We start from the raw sequence: 17,392 nt of genomic DNA, 5'->3' as shown, positions 1-17,392 counted from the left end.
CGATTCCACGATGTTTCAGGCAAGCGCTAGGACGGAACTGTGACCGGCTCGTGTCTTATCCCGATCCTCTCCCGGGGTCGGGAGAGGATCTGTCTTTATGAGGACGCTGAGAAGAGGGATGTGGCTATTTGAAGCCGGCGACGGCATGCGGAATATAGGGCGCTTCCAGCACGGCGATTTCTTCGGCCGTGAGCTTGACCGTGAGCGAAGCGACGGCGTCTGCCAAGTGGTTCGGTTTGGACGCGCCGATGATCGGCGCGGTCACCACGCTTTTCTGCAGGATCCAGGCGGTGGCGACTTGGGCGCGGGAAATGCCGCGGGCGCTGGCGATGCCGGCCACGGCCTCGACTATTCTGCGGTCAGCATCGATGGATTGCGTGTAGAGCGTCTTGCCGAATTCGTCGGTCTCGCTGCGCGCCGTCGTCTCGTCCCAATTGCGGGTCAGGCGGCCGCGGGCGAGCGGGCTCCAGGGGATGACCGCAATCTTCTGGTCTTCGCACAAAGGCAGCATCTCGCGCTCTTCCTCGCGGTAGAGCAGATTCAAATGGTTCTGCATGCTGACGAATTCCGTCCAGCCGTTCAGCCTTGAGACGTAGAGCGCCTTGGCGAACTGCCAAGCATACATCGAGGAGGCGCCGATATAACGCGCCTTGCCCGATTTGACCACGTCATGCAGCGCTTCCAGCGTTTCCTCGATCGGCGTCGTGTAGTCGAAACGGTGGATCTGGTAGAGGTCGACATAATCGGTGTCGAGGCGGCGCAGGCTATTGTCGATCTCGTCGAAGATCGCCTTGCGTGACAGGCCGGCGCCGTTCGGACCCGGCCGCATACGGTTGAACACCTTGGTCGCCAGAACGATGTCCTCGCGCTTGGCGAAGTCTTTGATGGCGCGGCCGACGATCTCCTCTGATGAACCGTTGGAATAGGTGTTGGCGGTGTCAAGAAAATTGATGCCGAGGTCGATCGCCTGCCTGATCATCGTTCGGCTTTCCTCTTCCCGCAGGCTCCATGCATGGTTGCCGCGGCCGGGGTCGCCGAAGGTCATGCAGCCGAGGCAGATTTTCGACACTTCGAGACCGGTCTTTCCAAATTTGACGTATTCCATGAAACGACTCCATGAATTGAGACACCCCCGTGCGGCTTTCCCTGATCTAGGGCGAAACCGCCAAAGTCGCAGGGCTGCGAACGAGGAATCTGCGCAGCAATGATAACAACGGTCCGTGACAGGCTGCCGTTGTCGTCTGCGGCTTGCACATCCGCGCCTCAAGGTGTTAGCTGCTGCAGCATTTCACCGGAATCCGACTATGCGACTGCCGTCCCATGATCGCTATGACGATCTTTACCGTGATTTTTCCTGGCGCATTCCGGAGGATTTCAATATCGGCCGCGCCGTCAGTGACGATTGGGCGGCGAAGGATCCGAAGCGTGTCTGTCTCGAACATTTCAGTCCGGACGGCGATCATCTTTCGCTGACCTATAGTGAGCTTTCCGGCAGCTCTTCCATGTTCGCCAATGCACTGGCATCGCTCGGCATCAAGCGCGGCGATCGCGTCGCTCTGCTGATGCCCCAATCGTTCGAGACCGTGGTTGCGCATGTCGCGATTTATAAGATGGGCGCGATCGCCTTGCCGCTGGCGCTGCTGTTCGGCGTCGAGGCCCTGGAATATCGGCTGAGAATCTCGGGTGCGGCGGCAATCGTCACCAATGATTTCGGCCTCGATCGCATCCGGCAAATCCGCGATCGTCTGCCGGAACTGCGGCATGTGATCAGCGTCGATGGCGCTCCCGACGCTCTCTCCTTTGCCGATCTCATCGTATCCTATGCGCCGGTCTTCGAAGGAGAGAAGACAACGCCCGACGACCCGGCGCTGATGATCTTCACCTCGGGGACTACAGGACCGCCGAAAGGCGCATTGCATGGTCATCGTGTTCTGCCCGGTCATATTCCCGGCATGCAGTTCGCCCATGAGGGTTTTCCGAAGGTGGGCGACAAGGTCTGGACTCCGTCCGACTGGGCCTGGGCGGGCGGTCTGCTCAACGCGCTGCTGCCGAGCCTTCTGCTCGGCATTCCCGTCGTCTCGTCGCCGGCGCAGAAATTCGATGCCGACATGGCCTATCGGATCATGGCGGAGATGGATGTGCGCAACGCCTTCATCCCGCCGACGGCACTGAGGCTGATGCGATCCATTCCCGATCCCCGCTCGAAATATGATCTGGTGCTGCGCACGATCGGCTCGGCCGGGGAGGCACTCGGCCGCGAGACCTATGAATGGGCGCGACGCACGCTCGGCATCACCGTCAATGAATTCTATGGCCAGACGGAATGCAATTTCGTGCTCTCGTCTGCCGCTGCCTACGATGTCAGCAAGGCCGGCGCTATCGGCCGGGCGGTGCCGGGACACCGCGTCGCGATCGTCAACGATAAAGGGGATGAGCTGCCGGTAGGCGAGGCGGGCCAGATCGCCATCGCCAGTCCGGATCCCGTCATGTTCCTCGGCTATTGGAACGATGCGGCGGCAACGGCGCGAAAATTCGCCAACGGCTGGCTGCTCACCGGCGATATCGGCCGGCAGGACGAAGATGGCTACATTACCTTCGAGGGCCGCGACGACGACGTCATCACCTCGTCGGGATATCGCATTGGCCCGGCCGAAATCGAGGATTGCCTGATCGGCCATCCCGCCGTGCAGCTTGCCGCCGCCGTCGGCAAGCCCGATTCCCTGCGCACCGAGATCGTCAAGGCCTATGTCGTGCTGTCGCCCGGCCATTCGCCGAGCGAGGCGCTGGCCGCCGAAATCAGGGACTGGGTGAAGATGCGGCTTTCGATGCACGAATATCCGCGCGAGGTGGAATTCGTCGAATCGCTGCCACTGACGACCACGGGCAAGGTGATCCGCCGGCTATTGCGGGAACGGGCGGCAGCCGAAGGCTGACGCCTCAACTCCGCCCGGCGAGCGACATGATCTTTTCGCGCAGCATCTTCGCCATATTGCGGGTGCTGCGGTACATGTGGAGCTGGGCGGCGACCTGGCGCATGTCGCGGTCGCCGTTCTGCGTCAGGCCGATCACCAATGTTCCCATCTCCTCGCGCTCCTGCCAGAAGCGGCTCATGATCGGGTGGTCGGAGACGGCGCAGGAATCGGAGCGGACGATATTGGCGTCGTCGAGATGCCATTCGGTGAGTTCACTCATCAAAAGCTTGCCCGGAGAATAGCGGGCATAGTTTTCGTCATAGGCCGTCTTCCAAGTATAGGCTTCGCCGCCCATCATCAACACCACGACGGCGGCGATCGCCTTGCCGTTGAGGTCGATCGAATGAATCCGCACCGCGTCGACGGCGGCAAGGTTCGAGACGGCCTCGCGGGCGAAGGCGGTATGATAGCGGTCGGTGACGAGGGCGCTCCGCCGTTTGCCCTTCCAGCCGCCGGCCTCCATCGCCAGGAATTCTTCGAAGCGGACGTGAATTTCGCGCGGCTGGCGGGCGACGGCATAGGCCGCCGTTCCGAGCTCCTCCAGCAGGCGCCATTGACGGCGCATCTCGCGCATATGCGAGGAGGAGATGGTTTTGCCGAGATAGGCCGGCGCCTCTTCCTCGCTCTGCAGCATCGGGCGCAGATAGGGGTTGGTCACGGTGAGCGGCAGATTGCGGCCGAGCGCCACAGCCTTGAGCATGCGCACGAAAATTCCGTTCAATCTCAGATCCGGCAGAACCAGGGTGCTCGGCAGGTTGAGGTCAGGACCCGTCAGCGCCTCGAAGAAATTGTCGAGGGTTTCGGCCGCATCCTCGCTGTCGACGAGCGGCGTGCCGAGCGGGCCGAAGCTGTTCGACCAGCCGCGGATGATCGAAGGACCGACGGCAAAGCCCGGCTTGTCGACCGAAAACGGCAGGAGGAAACGCATGCGGCTGCGGCCGGCATTGCGGTCGCGGATCAGGGCGAAATTCACCTGCCTGTCTTCGAGCCGCGGCATGGCGGGCGCGAGGAAGCGGCCGGAGAAAAAGACGTTCGGCTCCATCGCCCGGTTGGAGAGGAAGTCGAGCTCATCCTGAAGTTCGTAGCCGAGCTTGCCCGGATAGAGGCAAAGTTCGCGTCCGGGCCGTCCGATCTCGGCACGGGCCTCGGCCTGCGATGCCTCGAAATGCAGCGACGCGAGATCATGGATCATGCGGTTGGTGATGCTGTCGGTGCTTTCGGTGACGGGGGGCGGACGCACCATCTATCGAACTTTCATTTCTGGGTTACGGCGGCGGGGCTGGCGAAGGCGAAGAGGACGATGCCGAGCGTGCGGCGCACGGCGATATGAAGAAGGACAGCCTCGACCACCATGGCCGAGGCTGTGGCAATCGCGGTGCCTTCGATGCCGTAGCGGGGGATCAGAGCGAGGTTGAGGCCGACATTGGCGGCCAATGCGCCTGCATAGAGTGCGACGCAGAGATTCTGCTTGCCGGCCATCATCAGCAGCGTTTCGGCCGGGCCGACCAGCGATTTGGAGAGAATGCCGGCAAGCAGGATCGCCATGACAAGGTAACCCGACGTGAAGGCGCCGCCGAACAGCGACAGCAGCAGGTGACCCGCCGCGAGAACTGCAAGACCGACACCGAGCGCCGGCCAGAAGGTCCAGCGGGCGGCGTCAGCTGCGGCATTCGAAAGCTGCGCATGGTTGCCTTCAGCGATGATCGAGGAAAAGCGCGGGCCGGCGGCGGCTTTGACGGAGAAATTGATGAAATGCACCAGTGCCATGGTCTTGGCAGCGGCGAAATAAATGGCGACGTCGTGCGGTTGGAGGAAAATGCCGACGACGACGACATCGGAATTGGTGAGCAGGAAGCCGACGCCCTCGATCAGGAAGATCGGAAAGGCAACGCTGAGCCAGGCGAGGAAATCGAGCTTGCGCGGGCCATCGTCATAATGCCGGCGAAGGCGGTAAAGCGTCGCGCCATATTGGCCGAGGGCGGTGACGAAGGTTGCCACGAGCGCCGCCTGCATGGCAGTGACGGCCGTATGCTCCGCGCCCAGCGCAATTGCAATCAGCATGCAGGCGATGATGAGGATCGGCCGGATAATATAGACCGGGCTTAGCGCCATTACCGGCCAGTGGTTCGCCCGCGACGTGCCTTCCAGAATGTCGCCAAGCGCGATCATCGGCATGGCGAACAGGCCGAGGAAGATCGGGGCGAGATAATAGGGCTCGATCATATCCCCGAAGAAATGCAGACCGAGCATGCCGGCGGCAAGCATCGCCGTGCCGGACAGCAGCGCGAAGATGCGCGCCGTACCGGTCAGGCCACGGATTTCCTCGAAGGCGCCCGCCGCCTTGTACCGCGGCAGAAAGCGGACGATCGCAGTGTGGAAGCCGAGGCAGGAGAGGTCGCCGAAGACGACGACGAGCACCCAGACGAAAACGAAGATGCCGTATTCATATTCGCCCATCAGCCGCGCGAGCACGATCTGGGAAACGAAGGCAAGCGCTGCGCTGAGGATGCGGATCGAAAAGGCCGTCAGCGCCATGCGCTGGGCGGCGGCCTTCTCTCCGCCTTCGGTCAGCACGGCCGCGAGCATGCGCAGCGTACGGCCGCCAATCGGGCGCAGGCCCGCCGGCAGCATCTTCTCCGCTGTTTCTATGACTGCCATGATGAACACGCAAAACTCTGAGGTCAGGCAAATCGTCCCCCGAAGTCTTGACAGAGCAGGGTTAAGAAACGGTTCCGGAACGGCCTGGCCGCGGGCTTGGAATTCCAGCTGCCCGGCGTTACCGCAAAAAAGCAAATGCCGCCCGAAGGCGGCATTTTCAGAGCTGTCGTATCTGCCTCAGACCTGTTCGAAGGCCCCGTGGCAATGCTTGTATTTCTTGCCGGAGCCGCAGGGGCAGGCCTCGTTGCGCCCGACCTTGCCCCAGGTGGTGGGGTCCTCGGGATTGCGGTTCTCGGGCGCGACGATCACTTCGGAGGCGTGGTAGATCGGAGCGAAATCGTCCTCGCCGGTCATTGGATCGAGATGGTGGGCCTGCATCAGCGGCGGTTCGGGTTCGGCCGGTGCCTGCTGCACCAATTCGACGCGCATCAGCTGGGCGGTGACGGCCTCGCGCAGATTGTTGAGGAGGCCGGTGAAGAGTTCGAAGGCTTCAGATTTGTATTCCTGCAGCGGATCGCGCTGGGCGTAACCGCGGAAGCCGATGACCGAGCGCAGGTGGTCGAGGTTGACGATGTGCTCGCGCCAAAGGTGATCGAGCGTCTGCATGACGATCGAGCGCTCGACATAATGCATGATGTCATCGCCGAAACGCTCGGCCTTCTCGGTAAAGGCGGCATTGGCGGCTTCCGTCAGGCGCTCGCGAATATCGTCCTCTCCGATGCCTTCCTCCTTGAACCAATCCTCGATCGGCAGATCGAGATTCAGGATATTGGTGACGCCGGTCTTCAGGCCAACGGCATCCCATTGTTCGGCATAGGCGCGTTCGGGAATATGCTTTTCGACCAGATCCTCGATCACTTCGCGGCGCATGTCGGATACGGTCTCGGAGATATTGGTCGATTCCATCAGTTCGAGACGCTGCTCGAAGATCACCTTGCGCTGATCGTTGAGAACGTCGTCGTACTTCAGCAGGTTCTTGCGGATGTCGAAGTTGCGGGCCTCGACCTTCTTCTGCGCGCGCTCCAGCGCCTTGTTGATCCAGGGATGGACGATTGCCTCGCCCTCCTTGAGGCCGAGCTTGGTCAGCATGCTGTCCATGCGGTCGGAGCCGAAGATGCGCATCAGGTCGTCCTGAAGCGACAGGTAGAATTTCGAGCGGCCGGGGTCGCCCTGACGGCCCGAGCGGCCGCGCAGCTGATTGTCGATGCGCCGGCTCTCGTGGCGTTCGGTGGCGATCACATAGAGGCCGCCGGCGGCGAGCGCCTTCTGCTTGAGTTCCTTGATCTCTTCGACGATCGCCTGGATCCGGGCCTCTCGCTCCGGACCGGCTTCGACATCGCCGAGTTCACGCTCGATACGCATTTCCAGGTTGCCGCCGAGCTGAATGTCGGTGCCGCGGCCGGCCATGTTGGTGGCGATCGTGACGGCGCCCGGCACGCCGGCCTGGGCGACGATATAGGCTTCCTGCTCGTGATAGCGGGCGTTCAGCACCTGGAAGTCGTTGAAACCTTGCATGCGCAGGCGCTCGGCAAGCAACTCCGACTTCTCGATCGAGGTCGTACCGACGAGCACTGGCTGGCCGCGCTTATGGGCGTCTAGAATTTCCGCGATGATCGCCTTGAACTTCTCGTCGAAGGTCCGGTAGACCTCGTCGTCCTCGTCGATACGCTTGATCGGCAGGTTGGTCGGAACTTCGACCACGTCGAGATTGTAGATATTGCCGAATTCTTCCGCTTCCGTCTGCGCCGTGCCGGTCATGCCGGCGAGTTTATCGTACATGCGGAAGTAGTTCTGGAAGGTGATCGAAGCCAGCGTCTGGTTTTCCGGCTGGATCTGCACCTTTTCCTTGGCTTCGAGCGCCTGGTGCTGGCCTTCCGAATAACGCCGGCCCGGCATCATACGGCCGGTGAATTCGTCGATAATGACGACTTCGCCGTTGCGGACGATGTAGTCCTTGTCGCGCTGGAAGAGTTTGTGGGCCTTCAGCGCATTGTTGATGTGGTGGACGATCGCGACGTTTTCGATGTCGTAGAGCCCGTTGCCCTTCAGGAGACCGGCCTGGCGCAGCAAGTTTTCCAGCTTCTCGGTGCCTTCCTCGGAGAAGTTGGCGGAGCGCTGCTTCTCGTCGATTTCGTAATCGCTGGGAACGAGCAGCGGAATGAAGGCGTCGATCGTATTGTAGAGTTCGGAGCGGTCGTCGAGCGGGCCGGAGATAATCAGCGGCGTGCGCGCCTCGTCGACGAGGATCGAGTCCACTTCATCGACGATCGCGAAATTATGGCCGCGCTGAACCATCTGGTTCTTCTCGTACTTCATATTATCGCGCAGATAGTCAAAGCCGAGTTCGTTGTTGGTGGCGTAGGTGATGTCGCAGGCATAGGCCGCTCGGCGCTCCTCGTCGGAGAGACCGTGGACGATGACTCCCGTGGTCATGCCGAGGAAGCCGTAGACGCGGCCCATGGTGGCGGCGTCGCGCTGGGCGAGATAATCGTTGACGGTGACGACGTGCACGCCCTTGCCGGAAAGCGCGTTCAGATAGACCGGCAGGGTGGCGACGAGGGTCTTGCCTTCGCCGGTCTTCATCTCGGCGATCGCGTTCGAGTGCAGGATCATGCCGCCGATCAGCTGTACGTCAAAAGGTCGCAGGCCGAGAACGCGGCGCGAAGCCTCACGCACGACGGCGAAGGCGGGGATCAGGATGTCGTCGAGCGTCTTGCCTTCGGCCAGAAGAGCGCGGAACTCCTCGGTCTTTGCCGCCAGCTGCTCGTCCGTCAGAGCCTTCGTCTTCTCTTCGATGGAGTTGATCGCGGTGACGTTCGGCTGGAAGGACCGCACGCGGCGATCATTGGACGACCCAAATAACTTGCGGGCTATACCGCCAAAGCTGACCATGTGACTGGTCCTTTCTCAATATTCATCCGCGACGTTTCTTGTCCGCGGCCCAGCCGAAAATCAGGCGCACGCCTTGAAACGCCCGGAAACTGTTCTGGACGCGAGGTTGCGTGACAGATAAGAGGGGGGTCGAATGATGTCAACGGATTTGGCGGATACAGAAAGGCCACAATCCGGTGTTGATGGCTATTTTGAGCTGGAATAGGCGATGCTGACGCCGGCGACATAACTGTGAAGGGTTATTTGATGTTGAGCACCAATAAATTCGCCCTGCTGGCGTTTGCAACTTTCGTTGCATTCCAGGCTCCGGCCCATGCCGAGGACGCCGTCGTCGCCAAGGTCGGCAATCTGGAGATCCACCAGTCGGAACTCGATCTTGCCGTCGCCAATCTCGATCCGCAGCTGGCGCAGCTTCCCGATGACCAGAAAAAGGTCGCAGCCCTGTCCGCCGCCATCGACGTGAAGCTCCTTGCCGCCGACGCCATCGCCGAGAAGCTGGACCAGACCGATGAATTCAAGAAGCGCATGCAGTATCTTTCCGACCGCGAGCTGCACAACGCCTATTTCAAGAAGCATGTCGTCGACACCGTGACGCCTGACGAAGTCAAGGCGCGCTACGACAAGGAAGTCGCAGCCCTGCCGAAGCAGGAGGAAGTCCACGCCCGCCATATCCTGGTCAAGACCGAGGACGAAGCCAAGGAGATCATCAAGCAGCTCGACGCCGGCAAGGATTTCGCCGAACTCGCCAAGGAAAAATCCACCGATCCGAACAAGTCGGAAGGCGGCGATCTCGGTTATTTCTCGCGCGGGCGCATGGTCAAGGAGTTCGAGGACGCAGCCTTCGCGCTCGAGAAGGGCGCCTATTCCAAGACCCCTGTGAAGACCGACTTCGGCTATCATGTCATCAAGGTCGAGGACAAGCGCGACGCTCCGCCGCCGCCTTTCGATCAGGTCCAGGATCAGGTTCGTCAGCTCGTCATGCGCGACAAGTATCTTGCACTTCTCAACCAGGCCAAGACGTCCGCCAAGATCGAGATCTCGGACGAGACGCTGCGCAAGGGTTATGATCAGGCCAACAAGCAGCCCGAACCGGGCAGTGAGCCCGCCCAGCCGGCGCCGCAGCAGTAATATTCGCATCGGGCCCGGTTCTTCCGGGCCCTTCACTATGTTGTCGCATTTCCAGACAGCGCCCCGGCTCCGACGCCGCCCGGAAATGCTCATTGGCAGGTTTCCTGATGTCCGGTTCCGTCTCTCCGCTTGCTCCGAAATCCTTTGTCGCCATGCCGCCGTTGCGCGGCGTGCGCATGGCGACGGCTTCCGCCGGCATCAAGTACAAAAACCGTACCGACGTGCTGATGATGGTCTTCGACAAGCCGGCCGCCGTCGCGGGGGTCTTTACCCGCTCCAGATGCCCGTCGGCGCCGGTCGATTTCTGCCGCGCCAACCTGCCGCATGGCATTGCGCGCGCCGTCGTCGTCAATTCCGGCAATGCCAATGCCTTTACCGGCATGAAGGGCCGCCAGGCGACCGCGCTCACGGCGAAATCGGCCGCGGCCGCCGTCGGCTGCGGCGAGAACGAAGTCTACCTAGCCTCCACTGGCGTCATCGGCGAACCGCTCGACGCCACCAAATTCTCAGGCGTCCTGGACCGGATGCAGGCCGAGGCCACCGGCGACTTCTGGTTTGAGGCCGCCAAGGCGATCATGACGACCGACACCTATCCTAAAGTGTCGACCCGCAGCGCCGAGATCGGCGGGGTTGCCGTGACCATCAACGGCATCGCCAAGGGCGCGGGCATGATTGCGCCCGACATGGCGACGATGCTCTCCTTCGTCGTGACCGATGCCGACATCGCGCCGGCTGCGCTGCAGGCGCTGCTGTCCGATGGCGTTGGCCCGACCTTCAATTCCATGACCGTCGACAGCGACACCTCCACGTCCGACACGCTGATGCTGTTTGCGACCGGTGCGGCGGCCGAAGACGGCCAGGCCCGCGTTGAACGCGCCGACGATCCCCGGCTTGCCGCCTTCCGCGCCGCTCTCAACGAAGTGCTGAAGGATCTGTCGCTGCAGGTGGTGCGTGACGGCGAGGGCGCCACCAAGATGCTCGAAATTACTGTGACGGGCGCCGAGAGCGATGCCGCCGCCAAGCGTATCGCCCTGTCGATTGCCAATTCGCCGCTGGTCAAGACGGCGGCTGCCGGCGAAGACGCCAATTGGGGCCGGATCGTCATGGCCGTCGGCAAGTCCGGCGAGATGGCCGACCGCGACCGGCTCGCCATCTGGTTCGGCGACGTCAGGGTCGCCGTGAACGGCGAGCGAGACTCCGATTATTCCGAGGAAGCCGCCTCGAATGTGATGAAGGCGCAGGATATCCCCGTCAAAGTCGATATCGGCCTCGGCACGGGTTCGGCAACCGTCTGGACCTGCGACCTCACCAAGGAATATGTTGCGATCAATGGCGACTATCGGAGCTGATCGTTCGTTGGAGCAGGCATCTATTTCCTCGCAGAATTTGCCGCTGGTCCGCAGGCTGGAGGCTGTCGGTTTTCGTGCCTGGCCGGCGGCATCCGTGCAATATGACGGCAGTTGGCAGGTTCGATTGACGGCCGGCCACCCGTCCAACCGGCTGAATTCCATCGTGCCGCTCGATCCGTCGGACCATCGCGACGTCGAGATCCGCCTAGAAAAGGCGAGCCGCAAGTTTGAAGCCTATGGTCGCGCAGCGGTCGTCCGTCAGACGCCGCTCGCTTCGCCTGTCTTGATCGAGCTTCTCCGCGCGCAGAACTGGACGCGGTTCGACGAAACGGTGGTCATGACCTGCGATCTCGCCGAGGCTGCGCTGCCGGATACGCTCGATCATCTGCCGACTCACGACGTCGGCCGTTTCGTCGATGCCAATCTTGCCGTCGATGGAGCGCCTCTGACGCTGAAGCCCGCCCTTGCCGAAATCATTTCGGCGATCAAGCCGCCGTCGGGCCTCTTCATGATTGAAAATGCGGTGGATGGACCGCTTGCGACCGTGCTCTGCGTCCAGGACAACGATCTTGCCGGCATCATGTCGCTTTCGGTCTGCGAAACGCGGCGACGCGAAGGATTGGGCACCGAAATCCTGACTTCGGCGCTGCGCTGGGCACGCATGCGCAGCGCCCGATCGGCCTGGCTGCAGGTCAAGCTTTCCAACCGTCCGGCGATCGCACTTTACGAGCGCCTCGGTTTTCGCGACGCCTATCATTATTGTTATTGGCAGCGGGAGCCGCGATGAGCGAGGCGGGCCGGAAGATATTGCTGGTCGCCGCCTGCGCGCTGATCGATGCCGACGGGCGTATTCTATTGGCACAGCGTCCCGAGGGAAAATCGCTTGCCGGGCTCTGGGAGTTTCCCGGCGGCAAGGTCGAGCCCGGCGAGACACCGGAGGAAACCCTGGTGCGCGAGCTCGAGGAAGAGCTCGGCATCAAAACGAAGATCGCCTGCCTCGCCCCGCTGACTTTCGCCAGCCATTCCTATGAGGCGTTCCACCTGTTGATGCCGCTCTATATCTGCCGGCGCTATGAGGGCGTTGCCCATGGCCGAGAGGGGCAGGCCTTGAAATGGGTGCGTGCGCAGGCGCTTCGAGATTACCCGATGCCGCCGGCCGACGAGCCGCTCATCCCGATGCTGCAGGATTTGCTTTAAACGCGTCTCGTTTAATACACGCGCCGCGCTTTAAATCTCATTTCATCGCATGTCGTTCTCCAGGAATTGCTGTGCCCTTCCAGTCGACATGTATTAGCGTAAGCTGATTATTATTGTCTCACGCCGTTTTCGGCTGTGGATATTAATGGATCGTTTAACACCTTCTGCCAAAGATCGGCCTCAATCAAGCATCTGACGTGCGTATTTAAAAGGCTTGACCTCATGGACGATGATTTCTGGAAAGCTGTCCGGGAAAAGGAACGGGCTTCGTCTGCCTCGCGCAGGACGGGTGCGCTCAACATCGCCCTTCTCTTTGGCACGGCGGTGGTCGCCCTGACACTGATCCTGACGCCGATGCTTGCCGATTCCTCGAAGAAAAGCGTCTTTGCCAGCGCGCCGGTGGATTTCGACACGATCACCACAGGATCGATCCCGAAGAACGAAGGCGGCAGGCGCTATACGATCCGCCGCAGCGTGCTGCAGGAGACGCCCGGCTCGGTCTGCGTCGTCGAAGGATACGGCGTCGGCGCCGGTTGCTGAAATTGCCGGCCATCGCCTGATGGCCGGCAATTGGTCATTGCAGTCGATTTTCGCAAAGGGTTGGGGTAATGCGTCTTTTGAAAGCATTTTTTTCGGACGGCGCAGGTGCGACGGCGGTCGAATACGGCCTGATCGCCGCCGTCATCTGCACGGCGCTGGTCTCGGGTCTCGGCTTCTTTACGGGCAGCCTGCAGAACGTCTTCAACGTTGTCAGCAACAATATCACCGTCAATTGAACAGCCGGCCGTCTACTTTTGACGGGCCGCAGCATGATGAGCTGCACAAACCGCTGACACTTTCGATATCATCCGCTATTGTCTGAGTTTGTGCTCGTGCACTTTCAGCGCATCGGCAAGGCGTGCCTTGGCCGAGCCCGGCTGGAGCGGCCTCTGCTGGCTCTCGTGAGCCGCCCATCCGGAGACATAGATGATTGCAAAGGTCGCTCGAATACGTCCGTCGGGATCGGCATAGCGCTCGGCATAGATCTCCGCCGCGCGCAGGAAGAAGGCGCGGGTCAGGGGCATGCGGCCGCGGGCTGCGAGCGGATTGCTCATGCCCATGGCCCGGAGATCGCGCATCAGCGGAAACAGAGAATCATATCGAACCGTATAGGTCTCAGCGTCGATCACCGGCAGGGTGAAGCCGGCGCGCTGCATGAGACTGCCGACATCGCGCACATCGGCGAAGGGGATGACGCGCGGGCTGGCGCCGCCGGTCATTTCGACCTCGGCGGTCAAGAGGGCGTCGCGCAGTTCCTGCAGCGTGCCGGCGCCTGGAATGGCCGCCAGGAAAAGGCCGTCGGGTTTCAGGGCGCGACGAATCTGGATGAAAACACCAGGTGTATCATTGGTCAGGTGCAGGCTGAGCGGCGCTAGAATGAGGTTGGCCGATTGCGGGTCGAGAGGCACGTCCTCGAGCGGCGCCTCGATAACGCTTTCGTTTGGGGCCGCATAGGCCTTCTCGCTCTCGACGCGGATCATCGTGCTGATTTTGCCCGTCGCCATTGCCGCGCGGGCCGCCGCACCTGTCGCTCCATGCAATTCGACGGCGGTTTCGAAACGCCGCTCGACGACCGCCAGCCTCTCGGCCATTTCCTCTGCCGCGATGTCCAGCAGGAAGGCGGCTTTCCGGTCGTTGTTGACAAGCGCGCGATGACGATGTGCGGCGATCAGGGCTCTGTCGAAGATCATTTCCATGGCGATGTCCTTACCGCATAATTCCTGAAATCGGAATCGATTTCAGGAATTATGCAGCCATGCAAAGCGTTGCAGTTCGCTTGCGCATCTTTTCAGACGCGCGGCGCTGCTCCCGGCGTCGCCGACGCGGCAAGGCGATTTTCCTTTCGAAGAGAACCGGCTAATCTCAGTGGTATGGGACCGATCGATTTCGAAAGACCGGCGGACTTCCTGCGGACGCAGTTCTTGCGGCCGTTTTCGGCATTTGTCGATTTTCTCTATCCGCCGGCCTGTTCGGTCTGCGGCGTTTCCACCGGTGGCCATCGTGGGCTCTGCGCAAAATGCTGGTCCGGCATCCGCTTCATCGAACGGCCCTATTGCGAGGTGCTCGGCATTCCTTTCTCGCACGATCTCGGCGCCGGCATTCTCAGCGCTGAGGCAATCGCCAATCCGCCGCCTTTCGACCGGTTGCGGTCGGCGGCGACCCACGACTACGCGGTCCGCGACCTTGTGCATGGGCTCAAATATCGCGATCGCACCGATCTGGCGCCGATGATGGCCGGCTGGATGTTGCGCGCGTCAGACGGGACAGTCGAAAGCTGCGATGCGCTGATTCCAGTGCCGCTGCACCGTACCCGCATGCTGACGCGCAGGTTCAACCAGGCTGCCGAGCTTGCCCGCCATATGGCAAGGCTTTCCGGCAGGCCGCTGCTTGCCGCTACCCTTGTCCGCGTCAAGCGCACCAGCCAGCAGGTTGGCCTCGGCGCCAGGGCGCGCGAGGACAATGTCAGAGGCGCTTTCGCGATTGCCAAGGGTCGCGAAAACGACATTTTCGGCAAGCGCATCATTCTTGTCGACGACGTCTACACGACAGGGGCGACGGTTGCCGCCGCAAGCCGGACGCTACGCAAGGCGGGTGCGGCCGAGATCACGGTTTTGACCTTTGCAAGGGCTCTCTCCGAGCCTATATGACAGAAATACCCGGCATCCGTCTGGAGATATCATGGTACCCGTCACGATCTATACACGGCAGTTCTGCGGCTATTGCAGCCGCGCCAAGTCCCTTCTTGAACAAAAGGGCGTCGACTACGTCGAACACGACGCAACCTATTCCCCGGACCTTCGCCAGGAGATGCTTGGCAAGTCGAACGGGCGGACCACCTTCCCGCAGATCTTCATCGGCGCCGAACATATCGGCGGCTGCGACGATCTCTTTGCGCTTGACCGTGCCGGCAAGCTCGATCCGATGCTGGCGGCGTGAGGACGAACCGATGAGCTTCAAGGCTGCCGCCATCCAGATGTGCTCCGGGGTCGATCCGGTCAAGAATGCCGCCGTCATGGCGCGGCTGGTGCGCGAGGCTGCCGCCCAGGGCGCGAGCTATGTGCAGACGCCCGAGATGACCGGCATGCTGCAGCGCGACCGGGTGGCGGCGCGCGCCGTGCTCGCCGACGAGGCGAATGACGTCATCGTCAAGACCGGCTCCGAGCTTGCCAGGGAGTTTGGCATCCACATGCATGTCGGCTCGACGGCGATCGCGCTTTCTGACGGCAAGATCGCCAATCGCGGTTTCCTCTTCGGTCCCGACGGCAGAATTCTCAATCGCTACGATAAGATCCATATGTTCGACGTCGACCTCGACAATGGCGAGAGCTGGCGTGAAAGTGCAGCCTATACGGCCGGCTCGGAGGCGCGCGTCCTGTCGCTGCCCTTTGCCGAAATGGGTTTCGCGATCTGCTACGACGTGCGCTTTCCCGCCCTCTTCCGTGCCCAGGCGGTTGCCGGCGCCGAGGTGATGACGGTTCCGGCCGCATTTACCCGGCAGACGGGCGAAGCGCATTGGGAGATCCTGCTGCGCGCGCGCGCCATCGAGAACGGTGTCTTCGTCATCGCCGCGGCCCAGGCCGGCCGGCACGAGGACGGGCGCGAGACTTTCGGTCATTCGATGATCATCGATCCCTGGGGCACCGTGCTGGCCTCCGCCGGTGCCACCGGAGAGGCCGTCATCCTCGCCGAGATCGATCCCGGCGCGGTCAAGGCCGCGCATGACAAGATCCCGAACCTCAGGAACGGCCGGGAATTCTCGGTCGAGAGGATCGCGGGGGCAGTCGCAGGAGGCGTCGCCGCTTGATCCGCTATTCCCTCGCCTGCGACAATGCCCATGAATTCGAAGGCTGGTTTTCGGAAAGCGCCGACTTCGACCGTCAGGTCGCGAGCGGTTTCCTGACCTGCCCGGTCTGCCATTCCGCCGCCGTCTCCAAACTTCTGATGGCGCCGTCGGTATCGACGGCGCGCAAGAAGGACGAGAGGCAGACGCTGGCAATGGATGCCATGCGGCAAGAGGCCCTGCAGAAGCTGAAAGAGGCCGTCGCCGCGGTCAAAGCCAATTCCGAGGATGTCGGCACGAAGTTTCCCGAGGAAGCTCGCAAGATCCATTATGGCGAGGCGGATCCGCGCGGGATCATCGGCCAAGCGACGCTCGACGAGGCGCAAGCGCTGGTGGAAGAAGGCATCGAGATCGCTGCCATTCCGGTTCTGCCGGAGGATGTGCACTGATATTCAGCCGGCGCGGTTGGTCCCGATGCCGGAAATAGCTGGCTTACGAATCGGGAATCAAGCCGGCCGTTTCGCCAGCAGCATATAGTTCACATCCATATCTTTCGACAGGTTCCACTGGTTCGACAGCGGATTGAAGAAGACGCCAGTGCGGTCGGTGATTTCGAGGCCGCTTGAGGCAAGGGGCCCTTCCAGCTCTTCCGGACGCACCAGCTTTTCATATTGATGGGTGCCGCGCGGCAGCCAGCGTAGGATTTCTTCGGCGGCGAAGATGGCAAGGGCTGCCGCCTTCATCGTGCGATTGATGGTCGCAACGAAGATCAGGCCGCCGGGGCGGACCATCTTCGCGCAGGTCGTCATGAAGAAATCGACCTCGGCGACGTGTTCGACCACTTCCATGTTCAGGACGATATCGAAGGTCTCCCCTGCTTCGGCGAGCTCCTCGGCGGTAACGGCGCGATAGTCGACTGGAACGCCGGAGGCTTTCGCATGCGTCGAGGCGATGCCGATATTCTTCTCCGAGGGGTCTGCACCGATGACGGAGGCGCCCATCCGGGCGACGGGTTCGGACAACAGGCCGCCGCCGCAGCCGATATCGAGCACGCGCAGACCCTCGAGCGGGCGAGGGCTTTTCGGATCGCGGCCGAAATTCTCGCAGGCCTTGTCTCTTATATAGGCGAGACGGACGGGATTGAACTTATGCAGCGGCCTGAACTTGCCGGTCGGGCTCCACCATTCCGCCGCCATCGCCGAGAAGCGGTCCACTTCGCCCTGGTCGATCGTGCTTCTGGCGCCTTCCGTCATCGTCCACTCCTTCGTTCGTCAGATGTGAAGTCGGATGATCGGCAGCATAAGTCAAGGGGCGCGGAGCGGGAGACCGGCGGGCGTGGAGCAACCCGGCAACTGCTTTTATCGCGCGCGCTTGCC

The 17,392-nt window shown here is 61.7% G+C and carries 16 protein-coding genes and 1 pseudogene; 11 read left to right on the top strand and 6 right to left on the bottom strand.

Annotated features, from left to right (window positions below; translation table 11 throughout):
* Window positions 1–124: 124 nt before the first annotated feature.
* On the bottom strand, window positions 125–1,105 hold the full coding sequence (locus tag J2J99_RS20005; RefSeq protein WP_168296699.1) for an aldo/keto reductase: 981 nt from the start codon (window positions 1,103–1,105) through the stop codon (window positions 125–127).
* Between the two features lie 199 nt (window positions 1,106–1,304).
* On the opposite strand from J2J99_RS20005, the gene J2J99_RS20000 reads away from it, so the two are divergent.
* Window positions 1,305–2,933 (top strand): AMP-binding protein, encoded by a 1,629-nt coding sequence (locus J2J99_RS20000; RefSeq protein WP_168296700.1) that lies wholly within the window; start codon window positions 1,305–1,307, stop codon window positions 2,931–2,933.
* Window positions 2,934–2,937: 4 nt separating this feature from the next.
* On the opposite strand, the gene J2J99_RS19995 is transcribed toward J2J99_RS20000, so the two are convergent.
* From J2J99_RS19995 to secA, 3 genes and pseudogenes are all read right to left on the bottom strand, one after another.
* Entirely contained in the window at window positions 2,938–4,215 is a 1,278-nt protein-coding gene (locus J2J99_RS19995) for a GNAT family N-acetyltransferase (protein WP_168296701.1), read from the bottom strand.
* Window positions 4,216–5,639, bottom strand: a pseudogene (locus J2J99_RS19990) (lipopolysaccharide biosynthesis protein). It lies immediately after the preceding gene.
* A gap of 168 nt (window positions 5,640–5,807) precedes the next feature.
* Window positions 5,808–8,522 carry a preprotein translocase subunit SecA gene (gene secA, locus J2J99_RS19985; protein WP_168296703.1) on the bottom strand — a complete coding sequence of 905 codons (2,715 nt, stop codon included), beginning with the start codon at window positions 8,520–8,522 and terminating at the stop codon, window positions 5,808–5,810.
* Between the two features lie 246 nt (window positions 8,523–8,768).
* Here secA and J2J99_RS19980 point away from each other — a divergent pair, with 246 nt between their 5' ends.
* The 6 genes from J2J99_RS19980 to J2J99_RS19955 all read left to right on the top strand — a co-directional run bounded on the left by J2J99_RS19980 (window position 8,769) and on the right by J2J99_RS19955 (window position 12,972).
* Complete coding sequence (locus J2J99_RS19980; protein ID WP_004671783.1) at window positions 8,769–9,650, top strand: peptidylprolyl isomerase; 882 nt, start codon at window positions 8,769–8,771, stop codon at window positions 9,648–9,650.
* 107 nt (window positions 9,651–9,757) lie between these two features.
* Window positions 9,758–10,999 (top strand): bifunctional glutamate N-acetyltransferase/amino-acid acetyltransferase ArgJ, encoded by a 1,242-nt coding sequence (gene argJ / locus J2J99_RS19975; RefSeq protein ID WP_168296726.1) that lies wholly within the window; start codon window positions 9,758–9,760, stop codon window positions 10,997–10,999.
* On the top strand, window positions 10,980–11,786 hold the full coding sequence (locus J2J99_RS19970) for a GNAT family N-acetyltransferase (protein WP_168296704.1): 807 nt from the start codon (window positions 10,980–10,982) through the stop codon (window positions 11,784–11,786). The genes argJ and J2J99_RS19970 overlap by 20 nt, the downstream gene beginning before the upstream one ends.
* Complete coding sequence (gene mutT, locus J2J99_RS19965; protein WP_168296705.1) at window positions 11,783–12,196, top strand: 8-oxo-dGTP diphosphatase MutT; 414 nt, start codon at window positions 11,783–11,785, stop codon at window positions 12,194–12,196. Before J2J99_RS19970 ends, mutT begins: the two co-directional genes overlap by 4 nt.
* A 222-nt stretch (window positions 12,197–12,418) precedes the next feature.
* Window positions 12,419–12,736 (top strand): hypothetical protein, encoded by a 318-nt coding sequence (locus tag J2J99_RS19960; RefSeq protein ID WP_168296706.1) that lies wholly within the window; start codon window positions 12,419–12,421, stop codon window positions 12,734–12,736.
* 68 nt (window positions 12,737–12,804) lie between these two features.
* Window positions 12,805–12,972 (top strand): Flp family type IVb pilin, encoded by a 168-nt coding sequence (locus J2J99_RS19955; RefSeq protein ID WP_168296707.1) that lies wholly within the window; start codon window positions 12,805–12,807, stop codon window positions 12,970–12,972.
* A 75-nt stretch (window positions 12,973–13,047) separates the two neighbouring features.
* Here J2J99_RS19955 and J2J99_RS19950 read toward each other — a convergent pair whose 3' ends face one another.
* Complete coding sequence (locus J2J99_RS19950) at window positions 13,048–13,932, bottom strand: methyltransferase domain-containing protein (RefSeq protein ID WP_168296708.1); 885 nt, start codon at window positions 13,930–13,932, stop codon at window positions 13,048–13,050.
* 174 nt (window positions 13,933–14,106) lie between these two features.
* Here J2J99_RS19950 and J2J99_RS19945 point away from each other — a divergent pair, with 174 nt between their 5' ends.
* The 4 genes from J2J99_RS19945 to J2J99_RS19930 are packed head-to-tail and all read left to right on the top strand — an operon-like array spanning window position 14,107 to window position 16,465.
* Entirely contained in the window at window positions 14,107–14,883 is a 777-nt protein-coding gene (locus tag J2J99_RS19945) for a ComF family protein (RefSeq protein ID WP_168296709.1), read from the top strand.
* 31 nt (window positions 14,884–14,914) lie between these two features.
* Entirely contained in the window at window positions 14,915–15,172 is a 258-nt protein-coding gene (grxC, locus tag J2J99_RS19940; RefSeq protein ID WP_168296710.1) for a glutaredoxin 3, read from the top strand.
* A gap of 10 nt (window positions 15,173–15,182) precedes the next feature.
* The gene (locus J2J99_RS19935) at window positions 15,183–16,040 is read left to right on the top strand and encodes a carbon-nitrogen hydrolase family protein (RefSeq protein WP_168296711.1); all 858 of its coding nucleotides are present in this window, start codon (window positions 15,183–15,185) and stop codon (window positions 16,038–16,040) included.
* Window positions 16,037–16,465: a DUF1178 family protein gene (locus J2J99_RS19930; protein WP_168296712.1), complete on the top strand. Its 429-nt coding sequence runs from the start codon at window positions 16,037–16,039 to the stop codon at window positions 16,463–16,465. Before J2J99_RS19935 ends, J2J99_RS19930 begins: the two co-directional genes overlap by 4 nt.
* Before the next feature lie 57 nt (window positions 16,466–16,522).
* Here the strand turns inward: J2J99_RS19930 and ubiG are convergent, their stop codons facing one another.
* Window positions 16,523–17,269 (bottom strand): bifunctional 2-polyprenyl-6-hydroxyphenol methylase/3-demethylubiquinol 3-O-methyltransferase UbiG, encoded by a 747-nt coding sequence (ubiG, locus tag J2J99_RS19925; RefSeq protein WP_168296713.1) that lies wholly within the window; start codon window positions 17,267–17,269, stop codon window positions 16,523–16,525.
* Window positions 17,270–17,392: the final 123 nt, after the last annotated feature.

Source organism: Rhizobium binae (assembly GCF_017357225.1).
GTDB lineage: Bacteria > Pseudomonadota > Alphaproteobacteria > Rhizobiales > Rhizobiaceae > Rhizobium > Rhizobium binae.
This window is presented reverse-complemented; position numbering and strand designations above follow the sequence as displayed.

Excerpts from the sequence above, each read along its gene's own strand:
- J2J99_RS20005 (WP_168296699.1), bottom strand. The coding sequence starts at position 1,105 with ATGGAATACGTCAAATTTGGAAAGACCGGTCTCGAAGTGTCGAAAATC.
- J2J99_RS20000 (WP_168296700.1), top strand. The coding sequence starts at position 1,305 with ATGCGACTGCCGTCCCATGATCGCTATGACGATCTTTACCGTGATTTT.
- J2J99_RS19995 (WP_168296701.1), bottom strand. The coding sequence starts at position 4,215 with ATGGTGCGTCCGCCCCCCGTCACCGAAAGCACCGACAGCATCACCAAC.
- secA (WP_168296703.1), bottom strand. The coding sequence starts at position 8,522 with ATGGTCAGCTTTGGCGGTATAGCCCGCAAGTTATTTGGGTCGTCCAAT.
- J2J99_RS19980 (WP_004671783.1), top strand. The coding sequence starts at position 8,769 with ATGTTGAGCACCAATAAATTCGCCCTGCTGGCGTTTGCAACTTTCGTT.
- argJ (WP_168296726.1), top strand. The coding sequence starts at position 9,758 with ATGTCCGGTTCCGTCTCTCCGCTTGCTCCGAAATCCTTTGTCGCCATG.
- J2J99_RS19970 (WP_168296704.1), top strand. The coding sequence starts at position 10,980 with ATGGCGACTATCGGAGCTGATCGTTCGTTGGAGCAGGCATCTATTTCC.
- mutT (WP_168296705.1), top strand. The coding sequence starts at position 11,783 with ATGAGCGAGGCGGGCCGGAAGATATTGCTGGTCGCCGCCTGCGCGCTG.
- J2J99_RS19960 (WP_168296706.1), top strand. The coding sequence starts at position 12,419 with ATGGACGATGATTTCTGGAAAGCTGTCCGGGAAAAGGAACGGGCTTCG.
- J2J99_RS19955 (WP_168296707.1), top strand. The coding sequence starts at position 12,805 with ATGCGTCTTTTGAAAGCATTTTTTTCGGACGGCGCAGGTGCGACGGCG.
- J2J99_RS19950 (WP_168296708.1), bottom strand. The coding sequence starts at position 13,932 with ATGGAAATGATCTTCGACAGAGCCCTGATCGCCGCACATCGTCATCGC.
- J2J99_RS19945 (WP_168296709.1), top strand. The coding sequence starts at position 14,107 with ATGGGACCGATCGATTTCGAAAGACCGGCGGACTTCCTGCGGACGCAG.
- grxC (WP_168296710.1), top strand. The coding sequence starts at position 14,915 with ATGGTACCCGTCACGATCTATACACGGCAGTTCTGCGGCTATTGCAGC.
- J2J99_RS19935 (WP_168296711.1), top strand. The coding sequence starts at position 15,183 with ATGAGCTTCAAGGCTGCCGCCATCCAGATGTGCTCCGGGGTCGATCCG.
- ubiG (WP_168296713.1), bottom strand. The coding sequence starts at position 17,269 with ATGACGGAAGGCGCCAGAAGCACGATCGACCAGGGCGAAGTGGACCGC.